This window comes from Paraburkholderia sp. RL18-101-BIB-B (assembly GCF_046026985.1).
Classification (GTDB): domain Bacteria; phylum Pseudomonadota; class Gammaproteobacteria; order Burkholderiales; family Burkholderiaceae; genus Paraburkholderia.
Window position 1 is genome coordinate 21,552 of sequence record NZ_JARESV010000014.1, and the last position, 22,448, is coordinate 43,999.

The window sequence follows — 22,448 nt, forward strand, 5'->3', positions numbered from 1 at the left end:
GGTCAGCGTCCGCGAATCATCAGAAGCAGCGAGCGCGGCACCAGTGCGACCATGACGACGTGCACGACGAAGAACGCAACCAGCACGCTCATGGCAACAAAATGCACGACGCGGGCGTTGTCGTATCCGCCCATCAGCGTGCGCAGCAGCGGGAACTGTACGGACTTCCATATCGCCAGTCCCGACAGAACCACGACCGCGATATCGGCGATGACTACCAGATAGGCGAATTTCTGTACCGCGTTATAGCAGGTGAGGTCCTCATGCCCGAGCGTGCCGCGCAGCGCGGCGACGAGATCGGTTGCAAGTGATCTAAAGCTGATCGGCAGCAGTTTTCGGCGCAGGCGACCAGTGGCGAAATTCAGCCCGATATAGACGAGGAAATTCGCCACCAGCAGCCACATCACCGCGAAATGCCATAGCAAGGCCCCGCCGAGCCAGTTGCCCAATGTGATGGCAGAAGGAAATCGCAAGACCGGAAAGATCGGCGAGGCGTCATAGACTTGCCAGCCGCTCATCACCATCAGGACGACAGCGAGTGCATTGATCCAGTGGGTGATGCGGACCCAGGCGGGTTGAAGCGTTGCGTGGCTCAAAGCGATCTCGTGATTGATGAGGTTGCGCATCGTCGGAAACGTCAAGCCACCGGCTTGCTCGGAATATCAATCGCTACTGGCCGGAATGCTGCGCTGCCTGTTCGATCAGCGCAGCGACTTCCCGCGGATGAGATTCGAACACCGCATGGCTCGCACCGTTGATCTCGACCGTATTGGCGTGAGCGCGCGCTGCGTACATGCGCTCGAGGTCCGGATTGATGATCTTGTCGGCCTTCGCGACCATGTACCAGCTCGGCTTTGTCTTCCATGCCGGATCGGAAATTTGCGCGGAGAACTCGGACGCCGCAAGCGGTATCTGCGCATGCGCTTCGAACTCGGCCTGCGCACGAGGCAGGTCGGGTGCGAACTGCAACGGATAGTCGGCGGGTTTCAGGTAGACAAAATTATCCGGCGTGCCGACGATGGAGATGGGTGAACCCGGGTACTTCTTGCCGTTGGCCGCCATGGTTTCGCCGGCGTCGAGCGCATGCGCGGCGATGTAGACCAGCGAGCTCACGTGATCGTCGTTCCCGGCTTCACTGATAATCGCGCCGGCATAGCTGTGACCGACGAGTACACACGGACCGTCGAGGCTGCTGAGCACGCGTTTCGTGGCAGTCACGTCGTCGTTAAACGATGTCAGCGGTTGTTGCACCAGTGTCACGTGGTAGCCATCCTTCGTCAGAATGTTGTAGACGGGGCGCCAACCCGCGGCATCGGCGAAGGCGCCGTGGACCACCACGATATTCTTAACGGGTGCGGCAAAAGCCGGCGCGACGGCAGTGGTGAGCAGGCAGAGTACGGCGGCGGCTCGTAACGCGGGAAAACGCATGGTGAATCCTTGAATATTAGAAGCGCAACAATGGATTAGGATTGTTGAATGAATGGAAAAGAAAATCGGAATGTCGACGGCATGAGGTGACGCGTAGCCGCTGTCGTGGTCATCTATGATTTCCAACACGATTCAGGCCGCTACCGTGGCCGGCCGCGCTTGCTGCCATCAGGGAAGATCATCGCCACTAGCGGCCACAGCGGAGACCGGCATCATGCGTTAGAACTGCGGCACCACGCCGTCCTTTTCGACGAACAGCACGTGCGCGTCATAAACCCCGTTCGCGCCTGGGGTCACCACGGCGAAAACTTTCTTTCCCGCGATTAGATCGGCTTTGCTGACCGGAACCGGCGTCACGACGGGCACGTTTGTCGGCACGGTCACCGTGCTGGAGCCGCCCTTGTACGACAGATTCAGTTCACGGCCGCTGGTGGCGGTGACAACCGATACTACGTTTGCATTCGTCATTGTGCTGTTAGGACCGAAGTCATAGGCGAAATGCCCTTCGGCCGTACCGCGTGCCGCCTCAGGAAAAACGATCATCGAAGTGGCCGTCAATTTCCCATCGCTGCCCGTGAGCGCCGGCGTCCCGACGTACGAACCGACTTTGGCGTCGGCAAGTTTGGCGGCCTTGAAAGCCGACACGCCGACGTCCGGCTTGACATCGATTGACACCGTATCGCCGCTGTTCCGGTGTACGGTCAGCATTTCGCCTTTGAACGACACGATATCGCCACGAATCCGTTCCGGTTTGACGTCAGGCGTTTGCGCGAAAGACACGCTGGAAAACGCAATGGCAGCGAATACAACGCCTAGTTTGTAATGAATCGACACGAGTTACTCCATCTACATGAATGCGATTGAATCGGGGCGCCGCGGTTGCAGCAACCCATGTTGCATGGGACCAGAGCAGGGCGCCCAAGCGCGAAGTCTGGTCGACAACTAAAGCGCTAACGCCGATCGACAGGAGACAGACCGCCCGCGCGGGTTTGTGCGCTGCCGAGGCGCGAACGGGTCAGGGCAGTTGATTTTTCATGGCCAGAACGTCGATCGGTTCGATGGAAGGAGGGCTTGCCAGCATCTCGTCGGCGCGCGCCATCAGGGCGTTGGCCATGCTACCGAGCAGGTGTGCCTGACGATCCTCTTCACTCGCAAAGGCGTCGAAGACGCCGAACGTCGTCGGCGAGAACTTGAGGGCGAACCAGATCGGCGTGGTCGCCTCGCGATTGGTCATTTCAAGGCCACTGGTAAGGAAGTCTGCGACCGCCTGCTCCTTTCCCGGTTTGGCTTCAAGTCGGACAAAAAAAGCGTGCTTGATCATCTTCGTTTCTCCAGTGTCCGCGTGATGGGTTCATGCGGTGAGTGACACTGTACAAACAGAGTGCGCAGGGGAATACTGTCTCAATCGACAATTTTGGTACCAATTCTGCCATGCGAATTTTTGTCCTCGCGCTCGAGGGCGTGTTCGACACAGGTCTCACCACTGTGCTCGATAGCCTGACGATGGCCAACGGCCTTGCGCAAGCGACAGGGATGACCACGCCGGGCTTCGACATTACCGTGGTGGGGCTGCGGCCCGAGGTGCGTACCGCGCTCGGGATGCAGGTACCCGTTTGCGATATGTCCGACGCTCCTGCGCCGGATTGGGTCGTCTTGCCGGCGCTCAACCGCATAACGGCCGATGCGCTTGTGCCTTTGCTCGGCCGCGATGATGTGATCGATGCGTCGAGTGCCTTGCGTGCGTGGCGCAGCGGCGGCGCCCGCGTTGCAGCCGCCTGTACGGGCACGTTCGTGCTGGCTGAAAGCGGCTTGCTCGACGGTGGCGAAGCCACGACCACCTGGTGGCTCTCACCATTATTCCGGCAGCGTTATCCGCACGTGCATCTGGATGCACATCGGATCGTCGTTTCCAGCGGCGGCGCGCTGACGGCAGGGGCGGCCCTGAGCCACGTCGACCTTGCGCTCTGGTTGATCCGCAACAACAGTCCTGAGCTTGCGGCGCTCGTAGCCCGTTACCTCGTCTTCGATTCGCGGCTGTCGCAGTCGGCGTATGCGATCTCCGATCACCTTTCCCATTCGGACCCGCTCGTCGAGCGTTTCGACCGTTGGGTGCGTGAGCGTCTCGACACGGCAATCTCGCTCGACGCCGTCGCCGATGCATTGGCGACCAGCACGCGGACGTTGACGCGACGTCTGAATGCGGTGCTCGGTAAAACGCCCGTCGAGTACATACAGGATCTGCGGATCGAGCGTGCCGTTCAATTGCTCAAGACGACCAAGCTCACGGTCGATCGCATTGCTGAACAAGTCGGGTATGCGGACGGTCACACTTTGCGAACGTTGCTGCGGCGGCGGTTGGGTAAGGGAGTGCGTGAGTTGCGGGGATCTTGATGAGTCACAATAGCCGTCGTGCGATGCGCCCGCCGTCCGGTCCGGCCGAGTTCGCACAGTAGCGACGCCGGCAGCATCGTGCGCCACGCTCGCCGTCACAGCGCGCCGATCAAACAGCCAGACCAGATCTGCCCGGCGAAACAGGTTCGCCGGCAATGGGAGAGTCTATGTTCGACAAGATGCTGCGTATCGAAGGCGGACCGGACTGGCACCACTTCCACGTCTATACCGACAGCGAATTCGTCGCAGTACTGCTCGTCATAGCGCTGCTGCTCGCGATTCTGCTGGCGAGCGCGCTCTGCTACTACCTGACGCGCTCGATCATGCTGATGATTGTCGGCCGCCTCGCGCGCCAGGAGCGGCACAAGTGGCTGCGAGCCGCCGAGCGTCACAAGGTCTTCCACCGGCTCGCGCCGCTCGTGCCCGCCGCGATCGTCTACGCGGCCGGCCCGCTGCTTTCCGGCATCACGTTCCCGATGATCGCGGCGCTCGGGCATCCGCTGTCGGTGCTGGCGGCCTGCTACATGGTGTACACGTTGCTGCGCGCCGCGCTCGCGTTCCTCGACAGTGTCAGCGAGCGCTACAGCCACTTCCCATCCTCGAGCGAGCGGCCGATCAAAAGTTTCCTGCAGATCGCCACCATCGTGCTCTACGTGATCGCGCTGATCGCTGTGATTTCCGTGTTGCTGGAGCGTTCGCCCGCCTACTTCCTCACCGGCCTCAGCGCGATGACGGCGCTGCTCATCATCATCTTCCGCGATTCGCTGCTCGGCTTCGTGGCGAGCATCCAGCTCGCCGCCTACGACATGCTGCGAGTGGGCGACTGGATCGAGGTGCCCGGCTACGTCGCCGACGGCACGGTGATCGACATCGCGCTGAACACGATCAAGGTGCAGAACTTCGACAACTCGATCGTCATGCTGCCGAGCTACGTCCTCCTGACAAACGGCGTGAAGAACTGGCGTGGCATGACGGAGTCGGGCGGCAGGCGCGTCAAGCATTCGATTCATTTCGACGCCGACACGGTCCGCTTTCCCGACGAGGCGCTGCTCGCCCGGCTGCACAGCGATATCGACCCGCCGCTCGCGGCATTTGCGCCCGACGACGCACGGCGCACGAACCTCGGCCTGTACCGTCTCTATCTGACCGCGCATTTTCGCGACCATCCGGCCGTCCGCCGCGACATGCCTGTCGTGATTCGCCAGGTGCAATCAAGTCAGCCCGTCGTCGCGCTGGAGATCTTTCTCTACCTCGACGAAACCAACTGGGAGCCGTACGAAAACCTGCAGTCGGACATGCTGGACCATGCTTATGGGCTCGTGCCGCTGTTCGGCTTGCGCTGCTGGCAGCAGCAATGCCAGTCAGCGCGGCAACCTTAGCGGCGGGTGCAATCGCGGGCATTGCATCTCGGGGCGTTCCAGCCGGCGGCTGGGCCACGGGAATGTCGGCTTGAGGAAAGCCGCCTCGGACTGGCACTACTTCAGCCCGGCATCTACACTTGTTCCATACCTTGGCTGATGATGCCAACGACTGCGCCGAACAGGCGACGCAGGTATTGCCGCGCCTCTCCACTGACAAGAATAATCAACAGCGATCCGGCGCGGACAGGAGACACCGACATGAACGGCTATCAGGTCACCTTCTTCACCCAACAGGATCGCCGCCATCACGGCAAGCCGCTGGCCGATTGGCTCGTCCATCTTGCGGGGGAGCTCGGTCTGCGCGGTGCGACCGTGATACCGGGCTGCGAAGGCGTCGGCCAGCATCACCGCATTCACTCGGCGCACTTCTTCGAGTTGGCGGACCAGCCTTTGTCCGTCGTGATGGCGATGACGAGCGACGAAGCCGATCGATTATTCGACCGGCTGCGCGCCGATGGTGTGCATCTGTTCTACGTCAAGACGCCTGTCGAGTTCGGGGTCATCGGGAACGACAACGGGAACACTGCGAAGTCTTAGCACGCAATTGCGTACGCGAACTCCGCGAGGTTCGACGCGCCCAACTCGTTGCCGACCCGACGTGCATCGCTGGGCGGCGCGTTCAATAAGCGTCCATCGGCGCCGCAAAGCCGCCGGCTTCGTTCGTCTTTGCTTCCGGCTCACCGAGATAAGGGCGGTCGGGGCGAATCCAGTGCGCGGCAATCGGTCCGAGCACGAGAAAGAACATCGACAGTGCAAACACCGGCTGCCATGAATGCATCGTATCGACCAGCCAGCCGACGAGCGGCGGCGATACCGATGCCGCAATGCCGAGCCCCGTGTTCATGATGCTGCTCGAGGTCGCCGCGTGATTGGGCGCGAGATCCATTGCGACGGCCCACAGCGGCGCGGTCACCAGTTCAGATAGAAACAGCGCGGCAGCCAGCGAGAGGGCGGCGAGCGTCGACGACGTGTGCAGGAACATCGGCACGAAGAACACGATCGGCGCGAGAAAACCAACGGTAATCAGCGTTTGACGTGAGCGGCGAATGTTGCCGGTCTTCTTGAGCATCAGATCGCTGAGCGAACCACCGAGCGTGGTGCCGACCACACCGCTCAAGAAAATCCCCGAGCTGAAGATGGCCGAATGCCGGATATTCAGGTGATACGCCTGCGCAAAAAACGACGGCATCCAGTTCAGAAAGAACCAAAGAATCCAGCCGTGACAGAAGCTCACGACGGTGGCCGGCCACAGCGCGCGCAGCAGCGGCGGCCAGCGCATCGGCACGCGTGTCTTGCCGAGTTTCGCGGGGAGTCGCGCAATGTCCTGGGGCGTGATACCCGGATGATCGGCGGGATTGTCGCGGTAGTACCAGACCCACAGTACGACCCACGCCAGACTCGCCGCACCGAGTACGATAAACGCGATGTGCCACGAAAACGCGGTGATCAGGCCGGCGACGAGAATCGGCGTCGAGGCGTTGCCCAGCCGGGCACAGGCATGCGTGATGCCTTGTGAAAAGCCGCGCCGCTCGGGTTCCATCCACGCAGTCAGCGCTCGGGCCGATGCCGGCACGATCGGGCTTTCACCCAACCCGACGACGAAGCGCGCGAGCAGCAACGTCCCCAGCCCGCTGGCGAAGCCGGTCAGAAGCGTGCCGAGTCCCCACAGCACGCCGCACACCGCGAGCATCTTGCGGGCGCCGAGACGGTCGCCGATAAAGCCGCCTGGAATCATCGCGAGCGCGTAGGTCAGCGCAAAGGCGGAGAACACGATGCCAAGCTGCGAGTTGCTCAGATGCAGATCGCGACGGATCGCGAGAGCCGCAGTCGAAATATTGGTGCGGTCCACATACATCAGGAACGACATGATGCACAGGACAATCAGTACGCCTGTCGTCGCGGAAAAGCGGTTGCGGCGGCGGATCGATTCCATCGTGTCTCCTCCTTGCGACCACGCAACGGCACGTGCCGTTGCGTCTCGTGTCGCGGCGTCGCGGGCATCGCCCCACGTCGCCGTACGTCGAACAGTTCGCTATGAATTGGTGTGATGCGAACTGAAACGCGAACTTGAACCTACTTATTCGAGTACTTCGCCGTGTACGCCGGCGGCGAGCGTCTGCTTTTCCCAGCGTTGCATCGGCACGACTTCGGCGACCGGACCGTTCGGCGAACGGAACTTGACCGGCAGATGACCCGGCGCCGTCAGGATTTCGCCGCCGTTTTCCTTGATCTGCGCGATGAATGCGTCGAGGTCTTCCACTTCCATGCCGATGTGGTGAATGCACGGCGCCGGGCCGGCGAAATCTGCTTCATCGGAGTCCGACTTCTCATAGTGAATCAGCGTCAGGTCCATGTAACCGTCGGTCAGGTGATGCGAAATGTGATCGCCGTTCTTGCCCTTGCGACGCACCGTGTTCACGTGCTTGTAGCCGAACACGTTCTCATAGAACGCGCGTTCCTTCTCGACGTCTTCAACCTTGAATGCAATGTGCTTGATGAAATTCGGCATGGGTCATCTCCTCTGATGTAAGCGCGCGTGGTTGCGCGATGAAGATCAGTCTAAGACGACATGCCGGCTCAGTCAATCGAATCATTCGAATGATTCGAATTAATGGATAGGTTCGGGTCGATGCCGATTGTCTCCGGTTATCGCGCTCGATAGCGGCATGGCCCCGATCACAGTCACGCACGCGGGTGTCGATCCTGTATCCTTCCGGAATTCGCCGTGCAGGCCGCGAATCGGACCGGAGGCAGCGCATGAAATGTGTGCGTCTCGCGGCCATCTCATCGCGCATCGAGCGGCTTTTTCCGATTCCTTTTCTTCACTCTGACACTGACCTGAATGCCAGGACTTCGTACTCCGGGAGAGCAACCGCTCTATGAAATCGTCCGCGCCCGTATTCTCGAGCGCCTTCGTACCGGCCAATGGACGGCCGGCGACAAGATCCCGACGGAGCCGCAACTGGCCGAGGAATTCGGCGTCGGCATCGGCACGATCCGCCGCGCGGTCGAAGAACTGGTGGCCGAGCGTCTGCTGATTCGCCGGGCAGGGCGTGGCACGATCGTCGCGAAGTTCGCCGACGAACATGCGTTCGACCACTACTTCAGCTTCGTCGATACAGACGGCGAATTAATGAAGGTCACCGCGCGCCTGCTGCGCTTCGGCAAGGAGCGCGCGAGCCCGGCGCTTGCGGCGACGCTCAAGCTCGCGCGCGGCGCACGGCTGGCCACCGCCGACAATCTTCGGTTGCATGACGACGTGCCTGTCATGCTGGATCGTTTGTGGTTTCCGCTCGCCGTGTTCCCGGATCTCGAACCCGGCATTTTCGAAGCACGGCGCGGTTCCATCTATGGCTTTTACCAGGAGCACTTCGGGATTTCGGTGGTGCGCGTGGTGGAAGATCTGGGCGGCGCAATTGCCGACGAAGAGGTGGCGCGCGCGCTGAATATCGAAGTCGGTGCGCCGGTGTTGCGTATCGAGCGCACGGCTTACACGTTCAAGGACCAGCCGGTCGAATTTCGCGTGCGCTATGTCGATTCGAGCCGTTGTTCGTATCGGAACGTGCGCGGCTTGCAGGATTGAGCGGTGTGCATCGACGGCGGAGAGGGCGGTGCGCCTGAGCAACTGCTCGGAAGCGGCAACGGCGTCCGCCGCGCGCCTGAAAAACGCGGCACGTCATCAACGAACGACGCCCATAAATCAGGACGTCGTTCGCATCGATCAGTCTATTGCCGGAACTGCGCGATCGCGCCGAGCGCCGGCTCATTGAATACCGTCTCGCACCACACGCGCGCCTCGTCGGCGAGTGCGATGCTCCAGCCGCCGTGCTGCGCGTTGTCGGTGAATTTGGCCGCGAGTTCGGCGCGCGACAGCGGTTCACGCGCGCCGCCGCGCATATGCGGCTGGCGCACTTCCTGAAAGGTGCCGTCGTTGAGCGTCGCGCGCAGATGGCCGGTGAAATTGCTCGGGTACTCGTTGTCCGGATCGATCACATAGCGGATCTTGCCGGCCAGCGCGAGCACCGCCGGATCGTGAATGCGCGCTTCGGTGAACTGGCTGAAGCCCGCCTTGCGATCGAAGAAACCCACGGCCATGCAGAACGGTGTGCTGAACTTGGCGGCGTAAGCAGTCGGCGGCCGATGCTTGACCGCGAGGTCTTCCCACAGCCGATGCACCGTGCCTTCGCCCACTTCACACACGATGTCGCGAATCTGATCCGCCTGCACGCCGCGCTCCGCGAGGGCGATCGCACAATCGATATACGGCTGGGTCATCGTGCCGCACGCATAGGGCTTGAAGGCTATCGTCTCCATGATCCACGACTTGCCGAGCGTATCGAGCACCGGCGAGAAATCCGGCGCGCGAGACGGCGCGAACGCCTTGAAGAAACCGTGCTTGCCTTCGAGTACCGTACGCGGGCCGTCGAAGCCGCCGCGCGCCATCAGCGCCGCGCGAATGCCCGACTGCGCGGCCCATCCGGCGTGCATCCGCTTGGTCGAGGTGCCTTCGGCCAGATACTCGATGATCCCCGCCGCCATGCTGCCCGCGATACCGAGCGCCGAGGTGGCCTGCTGCGGATTCAGGCGTAACGCACTTGCGACGCCGCCCGCTGCCGCGAGTGCACCGATCACGGCCGTCGGATGAAAGCCTGCCGTATGAATAGCGCGCGGCGCGACGAGACTCAACCGGCACATCAATTCCGTGCCGACCGCGATGCCACGCAGCAACGCTTCGCCACCAAGACCTTCACGTTCGCACGCTGCCAGCACCGCGGGCACGACCACCGCGCCCGAGTGCACCGGACCGCCCTCGAAGGTATCGTCGTAATCTTCGCCGTGCGCGGCGGTGCCGTTGATCAGCGCCGCGTCGAATGCACTGAAGCTGCCTGCATGGCCGAGCGCTGTGCAGGCGCCGCCTGCGTCGGTGGCTTGCAGCGTCGCGCGGATATACGATTCGTCGCGCCCGGCGATGCACAGACCCGTCACATCGAGCAGCAACAGACGGGCGATTTCGACAGTCTGTGCAGGCAGTGCCGACGCGTGCACATCCGCAATCCAGGCGCCGAGTTTTTCGCCAACGATTCCGTGTCCTTCTGGTTTTTCAACGCTCATACGGGTGACCACTCCGAGTCGGTAATGAAATGCGTGCGCCGCCGTGTTGCGCGCGTGCCGGGCGTTTCGGGCGCGCGGTGAGGCTTAGTGCGGACCTTCGGCGACGGTGGCTCGCGCCGTCTTGCCGGCGGCGTCGCCTGCCGCGGCTGCGGGCGCTGCGTCTTCCGCGCTATGCGCGGCGATCGCGCGCTGGAAGCCCGCCTGCACGTGCTGGCGCATCGCCGTCGCGACGGCTTCGGGATCGCGGCTCGCGAGCGCGTCGAGAATCAGGCGATGTTCGGTGTGCGACGCCTGCGAGCTGCCCGCAATCGAAAAACCGCGCCGGCGCAGCAGGTGCATACGGTTGATCGTTTGCCGGTACAGACCGAGCATCGTCGCGTTGCCCGACAGTTCGACCAGCCGGTCGTGAAAGGCGATATTCAGCGTGAAGTAATTGTTCAGCTCGCCGTGGATCGAACTGGCTTCGAGCTGATCGAGCATTGCGTGCAGTTCCTGCAACTGCGTATCGGTGATCTTCGATGCGAGCCGGCGACCGGCCATCTCGTCGAGGCCGGCGCGCACTTCATAGAGTTCGGCGGCTTCGTCGTCGGAAATCTCGCGGATGTAGACGCCGCGATTCTTTTCGAGCCACACGAGACCCGCTTCCTCGAGCGCGCGAAACGCTTCGCGCACCGGACTGCGGCTGATCTTCAGATGGTCGGCGAGGTCCATCTCATTGAGTTTCATGCCGGCCTCGAGCTCACCCGTCTTGATGCGACGGAGAATTTCCTCTTGCACGAGACCGGACAGCGTGACGGAGCGAAGCAACTCGAGCGAAGTGGTGGGGCGGGGCATAGACAGACCTGTGTTGGGGAAAGCTGGCAGTGTACAACGCACATTGCGTCTTGAAGATTGTCGACAACATACTATCCACAACGCAGGCGCGCAACTAGAATTTGCCATGATTTGCGTATTGTCGACAATATGTACAATGCGATCTCGTACCCTGGCGATTCCCTTTTCATGGCCTGACTACCCTTTACGATCCGATGACCCAAGCCGATCGCGTCACCCAAACTCTCGCGCGCTACCTCGTCAACGCGCGTGCCGACAGCCTGCCGCAAGCCGTGCGCGACCATGCGGTGCGTACTTTCGTCAACTGGATGGGCTGTGCGGTCGGCGCGTCGCGGCATGAAGCGGTCGAGATCGCGATGGCGGCGCTCGCACCGTTCGGCGGCCCGGCGCAGGCGACGGTGCTCGGCCGCACGGAGAAGGTCGACGTGCTGAGCGCCGCGCTCTTCAACGGCATCAGCTCGCACGTGTTCGACTTCGACGACACGCATCTGAAGACCGTGATCCATCCGGCGGGCCCGGTGGCGTCGGCGATTCTTGCGCTGGCCGAGCATCGGCCGGTCAGCGGCAAAGAGTTCATTCTCGCGCTGACGCTCGGCATCGAAACCGAATGCCGGATCGGCAATGCGGTCTACCCGAACCACTATGACATCGGCTGGCACATCACCGGCACGGCGGGTGTGTTCGGCGCGGCCGCCGCGGCGGGCAAGCTGCTCGGGCTCGACGAACAGCAGATGATCTGGGCGCTCGGTCTCGCGGCGACGCAGCCGGTCGGCCTGCGCGAGATGTTCGGCACGATGACCAAGAGCTTCCATCCGGGACGCGCGGCGCAGAACGGCCTCGTGTCGGCGTTGCTGGCGGCGCGCGGCTACACGAGTTCGCAGCAGGGCATCGAAGCGAAACGCGGCTGGGCGAACGTGACGAGCACGCATCGCAACTACGCGGAAATCACGGACGGGCTGGGCGAACGTCATGAAAGTCTGCTGAACTCGTATAAGCCGTTTGCGTGCGGCATCGTGATCCATCCGGCGATCGACGGCTGTATCCAGTTGCGCAACGAACATGGGCTGAAGGCAGACGCGATTGCGTCGGTGCAGTTGAAGGTGCATCCGCTGGTGCTCGAACTGACCGGCAAACGCACGCCGCAGACCGGGCTCGACGGCAAGTTCAGCGTCTATCACTCCGCGGCGGTGGCGATCATCGACGGTCGCGCCGGCGAGCATCAGTACAGCGACGCGGCCGTTCATGACGCCGCGACGGTGCGGCTGCGCGACAAGGTCACCGCCGAGATCGATCCCGCGATGCCGGCCGACGCCGTTCACATCACGGTCACGCTGACCAATGGCGAGCGGCTCGAGAAACATGTGGAGCACGCCATCGGCAGCATCGATCGGCCGATGAGCAATGCCGAGCTGGCCGCCAAGTTCACCGATCTGGTCGAACCGATTCTGGGCGGCGCGCACGCCGCGAAGCTGCTGGAAGCGGGATGGCAGATGGAATCGCTGGACAACATCGCAACGCTGGCGGAGCTGGCGCGTCCGGTCGAGAAGACGTCGTAAAACGGCGCTCACGTGCAGTACCGATGAGGTGCGCCTCGTGCAAGCAGGGGCGCGCGTCATCGATAACATTGTCGACATAACACAAGCCGCGATACCCAAGAACGCGGCGGACCGTGGATTCAGGAGACGAGATGTCGAGTTCCGTCGGTGTGGCAGTCGCAGTAGCGCGTCCGTATCGCGTCTTTATCGCCACATGGGCGGGCTGGATGCTGGACGGCTTCGACAACGCCATCTACATCTACGTGATCGTGCCCGCCTTAACCGAGTTGCTGCCGAAAAGCGGCTTCGTGGCCGATCACGCGCATATCGCGCGGCTCGGCGGGTTGATGTTCAGCCTCTTCATGCTCGGCTGGGCCTGCTCGATGTTCTGGGGCTGGTGCGCGGATCGCTTCGGCCGCGTGCCGACCATGTGCGCGACCATTCTCATCTATTCGATCTTTACCGGCGCCTGCGGCCTTGCGCCGGGCATCGTGTCGTTCGCGATCTTCCGTTTTCTGACGGGCTTCGGCATCGGCGGCGAGTGGGCCGCGGGAGCGCCGTTGTTGCAGGAGTCGGTGCCGGAGCATTTGCGCGAGCGTCTGTCTGGATGGCTGCATACCGGCACGCCGATCGGTTTTCTACTGGCGTCCGCCGCCGCGCTGGTGATTCTGCCGCTGGGCGGCTGGCGCGTCCTGTTTCTGATCGGCAGCGCGCCCGCGTTGCTGACGATCTGGCTGCGCCTCGGCGTGCCGGAGTCGCGCCGCTGGCAAGAGCAGCGACGCGCACAGGGCCCGCGTGCACGCGTGCGTGATCTGTTTGCGTCAGGCATGGCGCGCACCACCTGGTCCGCAGCATTGATGATGACGTGCCTGATCTTCGGGCTGTGGTCGTCCACGTTCTGGATTCCGACGCTCGTGATTACCTGGCAGCGCGCGGGCGGCGCATCCGTTGCCGATGCGCAGTATCTCGGCTCGCTGAGCGGCCTGATCCTGAGCGTCGGCACGCTCGCGGGATGCGTCGCGATGCCGTGGATCGTGCGCTGGATTCCGCGCCGCAAATCGGTCGCCAGCGTGTTCTTCTCCGGTGCGCTGATCTGCAATGTCACGTCGTACTTCGGCATTGTGGTGTTGCTGAAAAGTCTGCCGCTTTTCCTGATCACGCTGCCGCTGCTCGGCTTCTTCACGAGCGGCGTGTTTTCGCTGTTCACGATCTGGCTGCCCGAAATGTTTCCGACGATGCAGCGCGCGCTCGGTTCCGGATTCGCCTTCAGCTTCGGCCGCGTGCTCGGGGCGGCGGGGCCGTCGATTGTCGGCGCGCTCGCGGCGATGTTCGGTTCCTATCCGCTCGCGATCACGGCAGTCTCGCTGATCTATCTAGTCGGTCTGTTCTGCGTGAAGTGGGCGCCGGAAACCGCGCATCGGGCACTGCAGAGATGATCAAACGTATTCCGAATGATGTGCGTCGCGCGCCGCAGGGCGTCGGCGGCAATCGAAACTGAAGGAGCAAACCATGCATCACGGTCACAGTCGCGGTCACGGGCAGGGCGGTTCAAGATGAAAGCGAAAGCAGGCATGTTTACCGGCACCACAGGCAGAGTGTTCATGCTCATCTGCGCGATGTATTTCATCGAATACGTCGACCGGGTCAATCTTTCAATCGCGGCGCCGCTGCTGAAGTCGGAGATGCATCTGTCGAACACGCAGCTCGGCATTGCACTCTCGGCGTTCGGCTATTGCTATGCGATCTTCCAGGTCATCAACGGTTATCTGGGCGACAAGATCGGACCTCGCCGGATGCTGGCGTTCTCGGGCATCCTATGGACCCTCGGCACGCTCGCGACCGGTGTGACCGGCGGCCTCGCGACGCTGGTGCTCTCGCGCGCACTGGTCGGTCTCGGCGAAGCCGGCACGATTCCGAACGCCACGCGCGCGATGGCCAACTGGGTTCCGCTGGTCAAACGTGGCTTCGCACAGGGCTTCACGCACTCGGCCGCGCGCCTCGCGGCCACCGTCACGCCGCCGTTGCTCGTGCTGATGATTCCGCTGCTCGGCTGGCGAGGCGCGTTTGTCGCGCTGGGCTGCGTCAGCGCGATCTGGGTGGTCGTATGGGCGCTGTATTTCCGCGACGATCCGCGCACGCATCCGTCGATCACCGCCGCCGAAGTCGATACGCTGCCGCCGTATGCCGGCCCGCGCCATCGCACGGCGGTGCCGTGGTGGCCGCTGATCCGGCGCATCATGCCGGTCACGCTGGTGTTCTTCTGCCACGCATGGACGCTGTGGCTGTATCTGAGCTGGCTGCCGAGTTTCTTCGTCGGCGTGTACGGCATCGACTTGAAGAGCACGGCGCTGTTTACGTCGGGCGTGTTTCTCGCCGGCGTGGTCGGTGATACGGCGGGCGGCCTGCTGACCGACGCGATTTATCGACGCACCGGCAATCTGAATACGGCGCGGCGCAACGTGATCATCATCGGTTTCGCGGGCTCGCTGCTGTTTCTCTCGTGCGTGCTGTTCGTGCGGGACCGGACCTTGATCGCGCTGTGTCTGGCCGCGGCACTGTTCTGCCTCGAATCGACCGAAGGCCCGATCTGGGCCGTGCCGATGGATGTCGCGCCGGCCTTTGCGGGCGTCGCGAGCGGCTTCATCAGCACGGCGGCCGGTCTTGCGGCGGTGGTGTCACCGGTCGCGTTCGGCCTCATTACCGACATGACGGGCAGCTATCGTCTGCCGTTCGTGATGTCCATTGCGCTGTTGCTGGTCGGCATTGCGTTGTCGTTCTGGATTCGTCCCGATCGGCCGCTGCAGGCCACCGCGCAACCCACGCTATCAACGAAATCACTGGGAGTGCATTCATGAAAGGAGAAGTCAACGGCGTCGCGGTCGTCACCGGGGCGGCGCGCAATATCGGCCGCGAGATCGCACTGCAACTTGCGGCAGCGGGCAATGCGGTGCTCGTCAACGCGCGCAGTTCCGCCGCCGAGGCCGCCGAAGTCGTGCGCGCGATCGAGGCCGCGGGCGGCCGCGCGGCCGCGCATCTGGCCGACGTCAGCGAACCGGCGGGCGCGCAAAGTCTGATGGAAGCGGCGATTCACCATTTCGGGCAGATCGACATTCTCGTCAACAACGCCGCGGTGCGTCGCGAAGTGCCGTTCGCGGAGCTGGATTACGCACGCTGGCGCGAGGTGATGTCGGTGATTCTCGACGGCGCGTATCTGTGCGCGCACGCGGCGTTGCCCTATTTGCGGCAATCGAAGGCCGGCGCGATCGTCAATATCGGCGGCATGTCCGCGCATGGGGGTTCGGCGGGGCGCGCGCACGTGATCGCCGCGAAAGCGGGCCTCGTCGGTTTGACGCGCGCACTGGCGCACGATCTGGGTCCGGACGGCATCACCGTCAATTGCGTGGTGCCCGGCTTGATCGCGACCGTGCGCGGCGGCGCGGCGGGCAATACCGAACCCGCGCATCACGCTGAGCGCACTACCTTGCTTGGCCGGCGCGGCCAGCCCGACGAGGTCGCAAGCCTCGTGCAGTTTCTGTGCGGCCCGACAGCACGCTATCTCACGGGCCAGGCGATTCATGCGAACGGCGGCGCTTTTCTAGGCTGATCGTAGCCGCGGCGGCGCGGCAGACGACATCTGCGCGCCGCTGTCGAACAGTTTCAAGTCGGACTCGCTATTGCGGGTTTCGCAGGAGGATTGCTTATGCGGTGAAGACATCGAATTAGTTAGTATTACAGAGTGAAATGTTTAAGACACAAATAAATTATGACTTGGCGGAGATGACAGAATGAGAAAGTCGCTTTTTGCATTATCGATATTGGGAACCTTTGCTGGAACCGTTCACGCGCAGAGCTCGGTCACGCTGTACGGCATTGTCGACGAAGGCGTGATGATCAACACAAACGCGAAGAACGTGGTGAACGGCAAGAACGTGGGCGGCCGGCAATTTTCGGTCGATTCCAACGCGGGCACGCAGGGCAGCCGCTGGGGCATCCGCGGCGCCGAAGATCTGGGCGGCGGCCTGAGGGCGATCTTCGTGCTGGAGTCGGGCATCAACGTCAGCACGGGCGCGTTCGGACAAGGCGGCACCGCATTCGGCCGGCAAGCCTACGTGGGCCTCGCCAGCAGTTCGTTTGGCTCGGTGACGTTGGGCCGTCAGTACGACAGCATCAACGACTACGTCGGCAACTACGGCTTTGCCGCGGCGTATGGCGGATCGACGACAGAACATCCGGGCGACCTCGACAACGTCAACCACACGTTCCGCGCGAACAACACGATCAAATACGCGAGCCCCAATTTCAATGGCCTGACGTTCGGCGGCACGGTGAGTCTGGGCGGCGTAGCGGGCGAGATTTCGCAGTCGAGCGGGTACAGCCTCGGTGCGAATTATGGACACGGCCCGTTCGGGATTGCGGTCGCGTATGAACTGTTCAAGAATCCATCCGCGCTGGGCTCGATTCTAAACAGCAACGCTAGCGCCACGACGTTCAACTCGCTGAACTCGGGCTATCTCGGCACGAAGCCCGCCAACTCGCTGCAAATCATCACCACGGGCGGCTCGTATGATTTCGGCCCGGCCAAAATCGGCGCAGTGTATTCGAATACCAAGTACATGAACATTGGCGCATTCGGTGGCGCGACCGCGACGTTCAACAGCTACGAGTTGAACGCGCTCTATCGCGTCACGCCGGCGCTGTTCTTGTCGGGCGAGTACAACTATACGAAGGGCAACGCGGTGAAGGGCGACATCGGCGACCAGAAGTACAACCAGTTCTCGTTGCTACTCGACTACGTGCTCTCCAAGCGTACCGATGTCTATCTCCTCGGCACCTTCCAGACCGCGAGCGGCACGAGCTCCACTGGCGCTGCGGCGGTTGCGGATATCGGCAGTCTCGGCGATTCGTCGAATAATCATCAGGCCGTGGCGCGCGTCGCGATTCATCATAAGTTCTAAGACCTCTGTTTTACATGCGCAAAGCCCAGGGCATCGAGCGATGCCCTGGGCTTCATTCATGCATTCAAGCCTCGCGCGCTAACCCTTCACGTCAACGCTGCCAGGTCATTTCGCGCTGATCGCGACGCCGCGAACCTTGGCGACTTCACCAGCAGTGACAGCAACTGCGCGATTTCCCCAACTGCTTCGCACAAAGCTCAACAGATCCGCGATCTGCTGATCGGTCAAACGCCAGCCGAAATCGGGCATGGCAAGCGGCGTCGGCGCGGCTGCGGTGGACGGCATATGCGAGCCGCTCAATACGATATGAATCAGCGATGCCGGATCGCCGCTCAGCACCGATGCATTGCCCCTGAGGCTGGGGAAGGCCGGCATCGCGCCGGTGCCATCCGTGCGGTGACAGGCCGCGCAATTGTCCAGATAGAGATGCGCGCCGGTCGAATCGATGTGACCGGCTCTGAGCGCGACAGCCGTCTGATCCGCACGACCGCTTTGCTGCGCGGCCGGCGGCGTCGCGCCCGTTTGCAATGACGGCGACGTCAGATAAGTTGCAATCGCGTTCAAATCTTCGTCGTGCAGATATTGTGTGCTGTCGTTGATGACCTCCGTCATCGGGCCGAATGCCGCGCCGTCGTGCATACGCCCACTGCGTAGATAGGCGACAAGATCGGCCTTGCTCCATACCTTTTCGCTGGCCGATGTTTGCGCCATATGGCCACGCAGGTTCGGCGCATACCAGCCAGCCAGCGTATTGCCGGACAGGAACGCGGTATTGTCCTTGTCGTCGAGTACGCTCTCCTGCCCGAGCATGCCGTGCGGCGTGTGACATGCGCCGCAGTGCGCGAGCCCTTGCACCAGATACGCGCCACGATTCCATTCGACGCTCTGGTGCGGATCGGTTTGATAAGGCAGTGGGTCATGCGCATACAAACGATCCCACACTGTCATCAGCGTGCGAACGTTGAATGGAAAGCGCAGTTCGGATACGCGATTCGGCTGCCCGACGGGTTTGACGCCTTGCGTGAAGTAGCGATAGAGCGCATGCATATCGCTATCGTCGATCTTCGCGTACGACGGATACGGCATTGCCGGATACAGACGATGACCGTCTTTGGCTATGCCTTGGCGCAACGCCCTGGCGAAGTCGTCATAGCTATAGCCGCCGATGCCAGTCGATGTGTCCGGTGTGATGTTGGTCGAATAGAGCGTACCGAAAGGCGTCGCGAGCGGCAGCCCGCCCGCGAACGGTTGCGCCTTGTTCGCCGTGTGACACGCCGCGCAATCGCCGACTTTCGCGAGATAGGCGCCTTTGGCTAGCTGCGCGTCGACGGTCACTGTCGTGAGCGTGGCATTCAAAGTTTGCGCGTTCGCACCGCCGCCGGGCGCGCCACTGCACATTAGCGCAAACACGGGAATCAGATACTGTCTCAAGCGATCGAAAGTGATTTTCATGACGGTCGCTCACGCCTGAACCAGAGGGCCGGGATTCTTCAGATACGTCTCGCGTATCGCCTTCGCCGCGTAGTACGTCATGGCGCCGATGGTGCCGGTTGGATTGATGCCGAGATTTTGCGGGAACGAACAGGCGCCGGTCACGAACACATTCGGGACGTCCCACGACTGAAGGTATTTATTCACCACGCTGTTGTCCGGCCGGTCGCCCGCGATCGCCCCACCGGTCGTATGCGTGCTCTGATACGGCCCGACGTCGAAGTGATCGCCCGGCTTGCCCGCGTTGATCGCAACCGATTGCGGTTTCGGATTCATCGCGCGCGCGACATCGGCGGCTTTGTGGCTGACGAACTGCGTCATGCGGCCTTCGTTGTCTTTCCAGTCGAACGTCATGCGCAATAGCGGCAGGCCGTACGCATCCTTGTAAGTCGGATCGAGATCGAGATAGTTGTCGCGGTACGACATCACCGAGCCTTGCGTGGAGATGGCGAACGAATGCAGATAGTGGTCTTTCACGGCCTTCTTCCACCCCGAGCCCCACTTCGGCGTGCCGGGCGGTACCAGTGCCTGCGCGATCGGGCGGCCGCCCGTCACCGTTGCAAAGGTAATCGCGCCACCGACGAAGTTCAGCGGACCGTGATCGAAGTTGTCGGCATTGAAATCGTCGTAGACGACGCCGCCCGCTCCCGAACCGATGAACGGATTGATCGCCACGTCCTTGTCGAAGAAGACCTGAATCTTGCTGTTCTTCTGGTACGCGTAGTTCTTGCCGACAGTGCCTTCGCCGGTGGCGGGATCGTATGGCTTGCCGATCCCCGACAGCAACAGCAGACGCACGTTGTGCATCTGGTACGCGCACAGCGCGACGATATCCGCGGGCTGCTCGACGGTACGGCCTTGAGCGTCGATATAGGTGACGCCCGTCGCGCGCTTGCCGGTCGCATCGAGATTGACCTTGACGACCGCCGAGCGGTCGCGCAATTCGAAGTTCGGCTTTCTCGCAAGCGCCGGGAGAATGCAGGTCTGCGGCGATGCTTTCGAAAACATGTAGCAGCCGAACAGTTCGCAATAGCCGCAGAAGTTGCACGGGCCTAGCTGCATGCCATACGGGTTCGTGTACGCCTTAGAAGCAATCGACGCAGGCGTCGGATACGGGTGGAAGCCCACTTCGCGCGCGGCCTGCTCGAACAGCATCGACGGATACGCAGTGGGCAAGGGCGGCAATGCGTAATCGCGTGAACGCGAAGCTTCGAATGGATTGCCGCCACTGATCGGCTGACCGTTGACGTTACCCGCCCTGCCCGAAGTGCCGGCGACATATTCGAAGCGGTCGTAGAACGGCTCGAGCTCGGCGGCGCTGACGGGCCAGTCCTGAATCGTCATGTCGTTGGGTATGAAGCTCTTGCCGTAGCGCTGTTCGTAGTGGCTGCGCAGTTTCAGTTCGGCATCGGTTGCACGATAGGTGAAGCCGTTCCAGTGCACGCCCGAGCCGCCGACGCCGTCGCCAAACAGAAAGGCGCCGTACTGACGCAGCGGCAACGCGACTTCCTGCGCCTGGCGGCGGATCGTGACGGTCTCGTGCGCGAGGCTTTGCATTAGCTTGAAGCGCTGCACGTAGGTCAGTTCGTCGGCGACCTTCGGATACGCGAAGTCGGGATACGTATCGCGGTTTTCGCCGCGTTCCAGGCCGACCACGGTGAGGCCGGCGTCCGCCAGTTCGATCGCCATGATCGAACCCGACCAGCCCATGCCGACGACCACCGCGTCCACTTTAGGTTTACTGATGTTCGCCATGCGTCTCCTCCTGGCGTGTGTTTTATCTAATGCTGCTGTGCGCGTTGCTGGACGAAGGCGGCGGCTATGCCTTGCCTTCGATCGTCACGGTTCCGAGCGGATACACTTTGCCGGGTTGCGAGACCCAGTCGAGATAGTCGGCGCGCGCGCCGGGAAAACCGATCATGGTCCAGCTCGCGGCGTGCTTGTTGCCGCCATGAATCGGATCGGAGAAATAGCCTTCTTTGGTGTTCTGCCACAGCAACGCGATGAAATGACCGGCCGAGGTTTGCTCGAATTTGACCTTGCCGCTATCCATGCCATGCAGCAACGTGTCCTGTTGCGCGGTCGTCAATTGCACGAACGGCTTGCCGCCGAAGTGCGCCTTGCAATAGGCGTCGAGCGCCGCGATGCCGGTGCGGTACAGGTCGCGAGGGGTCATGGGACTTTGATAGCCGGCGAGCGGCGTGGCATCGGGATGAAACGGGCCATGCATATACCACGCTGCCGCATGACCGAACGCGCCTTCCATCTGCCGGTCGATGAACGCCGCGACGTCGAGTTCGAGCGCGCCCGGACCTTCGGCATCGGCGGGAATCAGGCGGTCGATCGCCGCTTGCAGCACGCTCCACTCGTCGGGCTTGAAGAACTTCGGCTGGTACGGCGTCGCGCTAGAACCGTCGGTTCCAGCAGTGGCTGACGTTGACGCCGACGCCGATGCCGTCACGCCGCCGGGCCGATCACACGCAGCAAGGCCGCCCGCCACCGGCAACACCGCGACGCTTTTGATCAGGAACCGGCGCCGCGATGATGCTTTGGGAGGCACTGCTGACGCGGCGGCGGGTTTATCGTCCATGATGAACTTCTCCGTGCATTAAAAAGGCATCCTGATCGATCTGGCTTGCGAGCAAGATAGTCGACCAGCGTAAGCGCCGCGGCGCCCCCCGTCTTTACTTCAACGCGTCCGCGCCCGCCTTGCAGATATCCGCATCCTGGTCGCCGCTGCCGCCACTGCATCCGATCGCGCCGACGATCTTGCCGCCCATCACGAGCGGATAGCCGCCGGGAGAAGCGGCCAACGAAGGATCGAGCGTCGCGGAATAGGTGTGGCCGGTTTCGAAGGCGTTATAGAACGTGCGTGTATCGCGACGAAAGCGCGCGGCGGTCGCGGCTTTGCGCAGCGCGATTTTCGGCGACGCGTTCTGCGTGTTGTCCATCTTGGCGAATGCGACGAGTTCTCCGCTCGGATCGGTCACGGCAATGGCTTCGGGCCAGCCGTGCCGCGCGGCTTCAGCTTCGGCGGCTTCGAGCGCCTGATTGGCGTTTTGCAGGCTGATCGGCATGCCGTATGGAATATCGAACGGCGAGTGCGCCGGCAGGCCGCCGGCCGACGGTTGCGACGCGGGCGTCTGCGCGATGGCATTCGTGCCGCTCAGTGCCGCGCACAGCGAGAACAGCGCGGGCAACGAGGCTTGGATGATTCGCTTGCTGGTCATATTGGATTCCCCTGTGTGGCCGATAAAAAGCGTCGAGCATTGGCGGTCGGT

The 22,448-nt window shown here is 62.3% G+C and carries 21 protein-coding genes; 9 read left to right on the forward strand and 12 right to left on the reverse strand.

Features of this window, described 5'->3' with window-relative positions; translation table 11 throughout:
* Window positions 1-2: 2 nt before the first annotated feature.
* The 4 genes from P0D73_RS20795 to P0D73_RS20810 form a co-directional block, all read right to left on the reverse strand.
* Complete coding sequence (locus tag P0D73_RS20795) at window positions 3-626, reverse strand: cytochrome b/b6 domain-containing protein (protein ID WP_408177711.1); 624 nt, start codon at window positions 624-626, stop codon at window positions 3-5.
* A gap of 43 nt (window positions 627-669) precedes the next feature.
* Window positions 670-1,428 (reverse strand): alpha/beta fold hydrolase, encoded by a 759-nt coding sequence (locus tag P0D73_RS20800; protein WP_408177712.1) that lies wholly within the window; start codon window positions 1,426-1,428, stop codon window positions 670-672.
* A gap of 219 nt (window positions 1,429-1,647) precedes the next feature.
* On the reverse strand, window positions 1,648-2,262 hold the full coding sequence (locus P0D73_RS20805) for a hypothetical protein (RefSeq protein ID WP_408177713.1): 615 nt from the start codon (window positions 2,260-2,262) through the stop codon (window positions 1,648-1,650).
* Window positions 2,263-2,443: 181 nt separating this feature from the next.
* The gene (locus P0D73_RS20810; RefSeq protein ID WP_408177714.1) at window positions 2,444-2,749 is read right to left on the reverse strand and encodes a putative quinol monooxygenase; all 306 of its coding nucleotides are present in this window, start codon (window positions 2,747-2,749) and stop codon (window positions 2,444-2,446) included.
* 110 nt (window positions 2,750-2,859) lie between these two features.
* On the opposite strand from P0D73_RS20810, the gene P0D73_RS20815 reads away from it, so the two are divergent.
* The 3 genes from P0D73_RS20815 (at window position 2,860) to P0D73_RS20825 (ending at window position 5,777) form a co-directional block, all read left to right on the forward strand.
* Window positions 2,860-3,819: a GlxA family transcriptional regulator gene (locus P0D73_RS20815; RefSeq protein ID WP_132381610.1), complete on the forward strand. Its 960-nt coding sequence runs from the start codon at window positions 2,860-2,862 to the stop codon at window positions 3,817-3,819.
* Between the two features lie 167 nt (window positions 3,820-3,986).
* Complete coding sequence (locus P0D73_RS20820; RefSeq protein WP_408177715.1) at window positions 3,987-5,198, forward strand: mechanosensitive ion channel family protein; 1,212 nt, start codon at window positions 3,987-3,989, stop codon at window positions 5,196-5,198.
* A gap of 240 nt (window positions 5,199-5,438) precedes the next feature.
* Entirely contained in the window at window positions 5,439-5,777 is a 339-nt protein-coding gene (locus tag P0D73_RS20825) for a DUF190 domain-containing protein (protein ID WP_132381614.1), read from the forward strand.
* An 82-nt stretch (window positions 5,778-5,859) separates the two neighbouring features.
* Here P0D73_RS20825 and P0D73_RS20830 read toward each other — a convergent pair whose 3' ends face one another.
* Together P0D73_RS20830 and P0D73_RS20835 are read right to left on the reverse strand one after the other, a co-directional pair.
* On the reverse strand, window positions 5,860-7,173 hold the full coding sequence (locus P0D73_RS20830; RefSeq protein WP_408177716.1) for an MFS transporter: 1,314 nt from the start codon (window positions 7,171-7,173) through the stop codon (window positions 5,860-5,862).
* Window positions 7,174-7,317: 144 nt separating this feature from the next.
* Window positions 7,318-7,749: a VOC family protein gene (locus tag P0D73_RS20835; RefSeq protein ID WP_132381618.1), complete on the reverse strand. Its 432-nt coding sequence runs from the start codon at window positions 7,747-7,749 to the stop codon at window positions 7,318-7,320.
* A gap of 333 nt (window positions 7,750-8,082) precedes the next feature.
* On the opposite strand from P0D73_RS20835, the gene P0D73_RS20840 reads away from it, so the two are divergent.
* Entirely contained in the window at window positions 8,083-8,823 is a 741-nt protein-coding gene (locus P0D73_RS20840; RefSeq protein WP_408177717.1) for a GntR family transcriptional regulator, read from the forward strand.
* A 143-nt stretch (window positions 8,824-8,966) separates the two neighbouring features.
* Here the strand turns inward: P0D73_RS20840 and P0D73_RS20845 are convergent, their stop codons facing one another.
* Complete coding sequence (locus tag P0D73_RS20845) at window positions 8,967-10,352, reverse strand: MmgE/PrpD family protein (protein ID WP_408177718.1); 1,386 nt, start codon at window positions 10,350-10,352, stop codon at window positions 8,967-8,969.
* 84 nt (window positions 10,353-10,436) lie between these two features.
* Window positions 10,437-11,186, reverse strand: coding sequence for an FCD domain-containing protein (locus P0D73_RS20850; protein WP_408177719.1), 750 nt, complete (start codon window positions 11,184-11,186; stop codon window positions 10,437-10,439).
* A gap of 194 nt (window positions 11,187-11,380) precedes the next feature.
* Here P0D73_RS20850 and P0D73_RS20855 point away from each other — a divergent pair, with 194 nt between their 5' ends.
* The 5 genes from P0D73_RS20855 to P0D73_RS20875 all read left to right on the forward strand — a co-directional run bounded on the left by P0D73_RS20855 (window position 11,381) and on the right by P0D73_RS20875 (window position 17,676).
* Window positions 11,381-12,742 carry an MmgE/PrpD family protein gene (locus tag P0D73_RS20855; RefSeq protein WP_408177720.1) on the forward strand — a complete coding sequence of 454 codons (1,362 nt, stop codon included), beginning with the start codon at window positions 11,381-11,383 and terminating at the stop codon, window positions 12,740-12,742.
* Between the two features lie 131 nt (window positions 12,743-12,873).
* On the forward strand, window positions 12,874-14,157 hold the full coding sequence (locus P0D73_RS20860) for an MFS transporter (protein WP_408177721.1): 1,284 nt from the start codon (window positions 12,874-12,876) through the stop codon (window positions 14,155-14,157).
* 117 nt (window positions 14,158-14,274) lie between these two features.
* Window positions 14,275-15,576 carry an MFS transporter gene (locus P0D73_RS20865; protein WP_408177722.1) on the forward strand — a complete coding sequence of 434 codons (1,302 nt, stop codon included), beginning with the start codon at window positions 14,275-14,277 and terminating at the stop codon, window positions 15,574-15,576.
* Window positions 15,573-16,325, forward strand: coding sequence for an SDR family NAD(P)-dependent oxidoreductase (locus P0D73_RS20870; RefSeq protein WP_132381632.1), 753 nt, complete (start codon window positions 15,573-15,575; stop codon window positions 16,323-16,325). The genes P0D73_RS20865 and P0D73_RS20870 overlap by 4 nt, the downstream gene beginning before the upstream one ends.
* Window positions 16,326-16,506: 181 nt before the next feature.
* Window positions 16,507-17,676 carry a porin gene (locus tag P0D73_RS20875; RefSeq protein ID WP_408177723.1) on the forward strand — a complete coding sequence of 390 codons (1,170 nt, stop codon included), beginning with the start codon at window positions 16,507-16,509 and terminating at the stop codon, window positions 17,674-17,676.
* A gap of 105 nt (window positions 17,677-17,781) precedes the next feature.
* Here P0D73_RS20875 and P0D73_RS20880 read toward each other — a convergent pair whose 3' ends face one another.
* The 4 genes from P0D73_RS20880 to P0D73_RS20895 form a co-directional block, all read right to left on the reverse strand.
* On the reverse strand, window positions 17,782-19,128 hold the full coding sequence (locus P0D73_RS20880; protein WP_408432730.1) for a cytochrome c: 1,347 nt from the start codon (window positions 19,126-19,128) through the stop codon (window positions 17,782-17,784).
* A gap of 9 nt (window positions 19,129-19,137) precedes the next feature.
* The gene (locus P0D73_RS20885; protein ID WP_408177725.1) at window positions 19,138-20,922 is read right to left on the reverse strand and encodes a GMC family oxidoreductase; all 1,785 of its coding nucleotides are present in this window, start codon (window positions 20,920-20,922) and stop codon (window positions 19,138-19,140) included.
* A gap of 64 nt (window positions 20,923-20,986) precedes the next feature.
* On the reverse strand, window positions 20,987-21,757 hold the full coding sequence (locus tag P0D73_RS20890; protein WP_408177726.1) for a gluconate 2-dehydrogenase subunit 3 family protein: 771 nt from the start codon (window positions 21,755-21,757) through the stop codon (window positions 20,987-20,989).
* Between the two features lie 94 nt (window positions 21,758-21,851).
* On the reverse strand, window positions 21,852-22,397 hold the full coding sequence (locus tag P0D73_RS20895; protein ID WP_408177727.1) for a GlcG/HbpS family heme-binding protein: 546 nt from the start codon (window positions 22,395-22,397) through the stop codon (window positions 21,852-21,854).
* Window positions 22,398-22,448 lie beyond the last annotated feature (51 nt).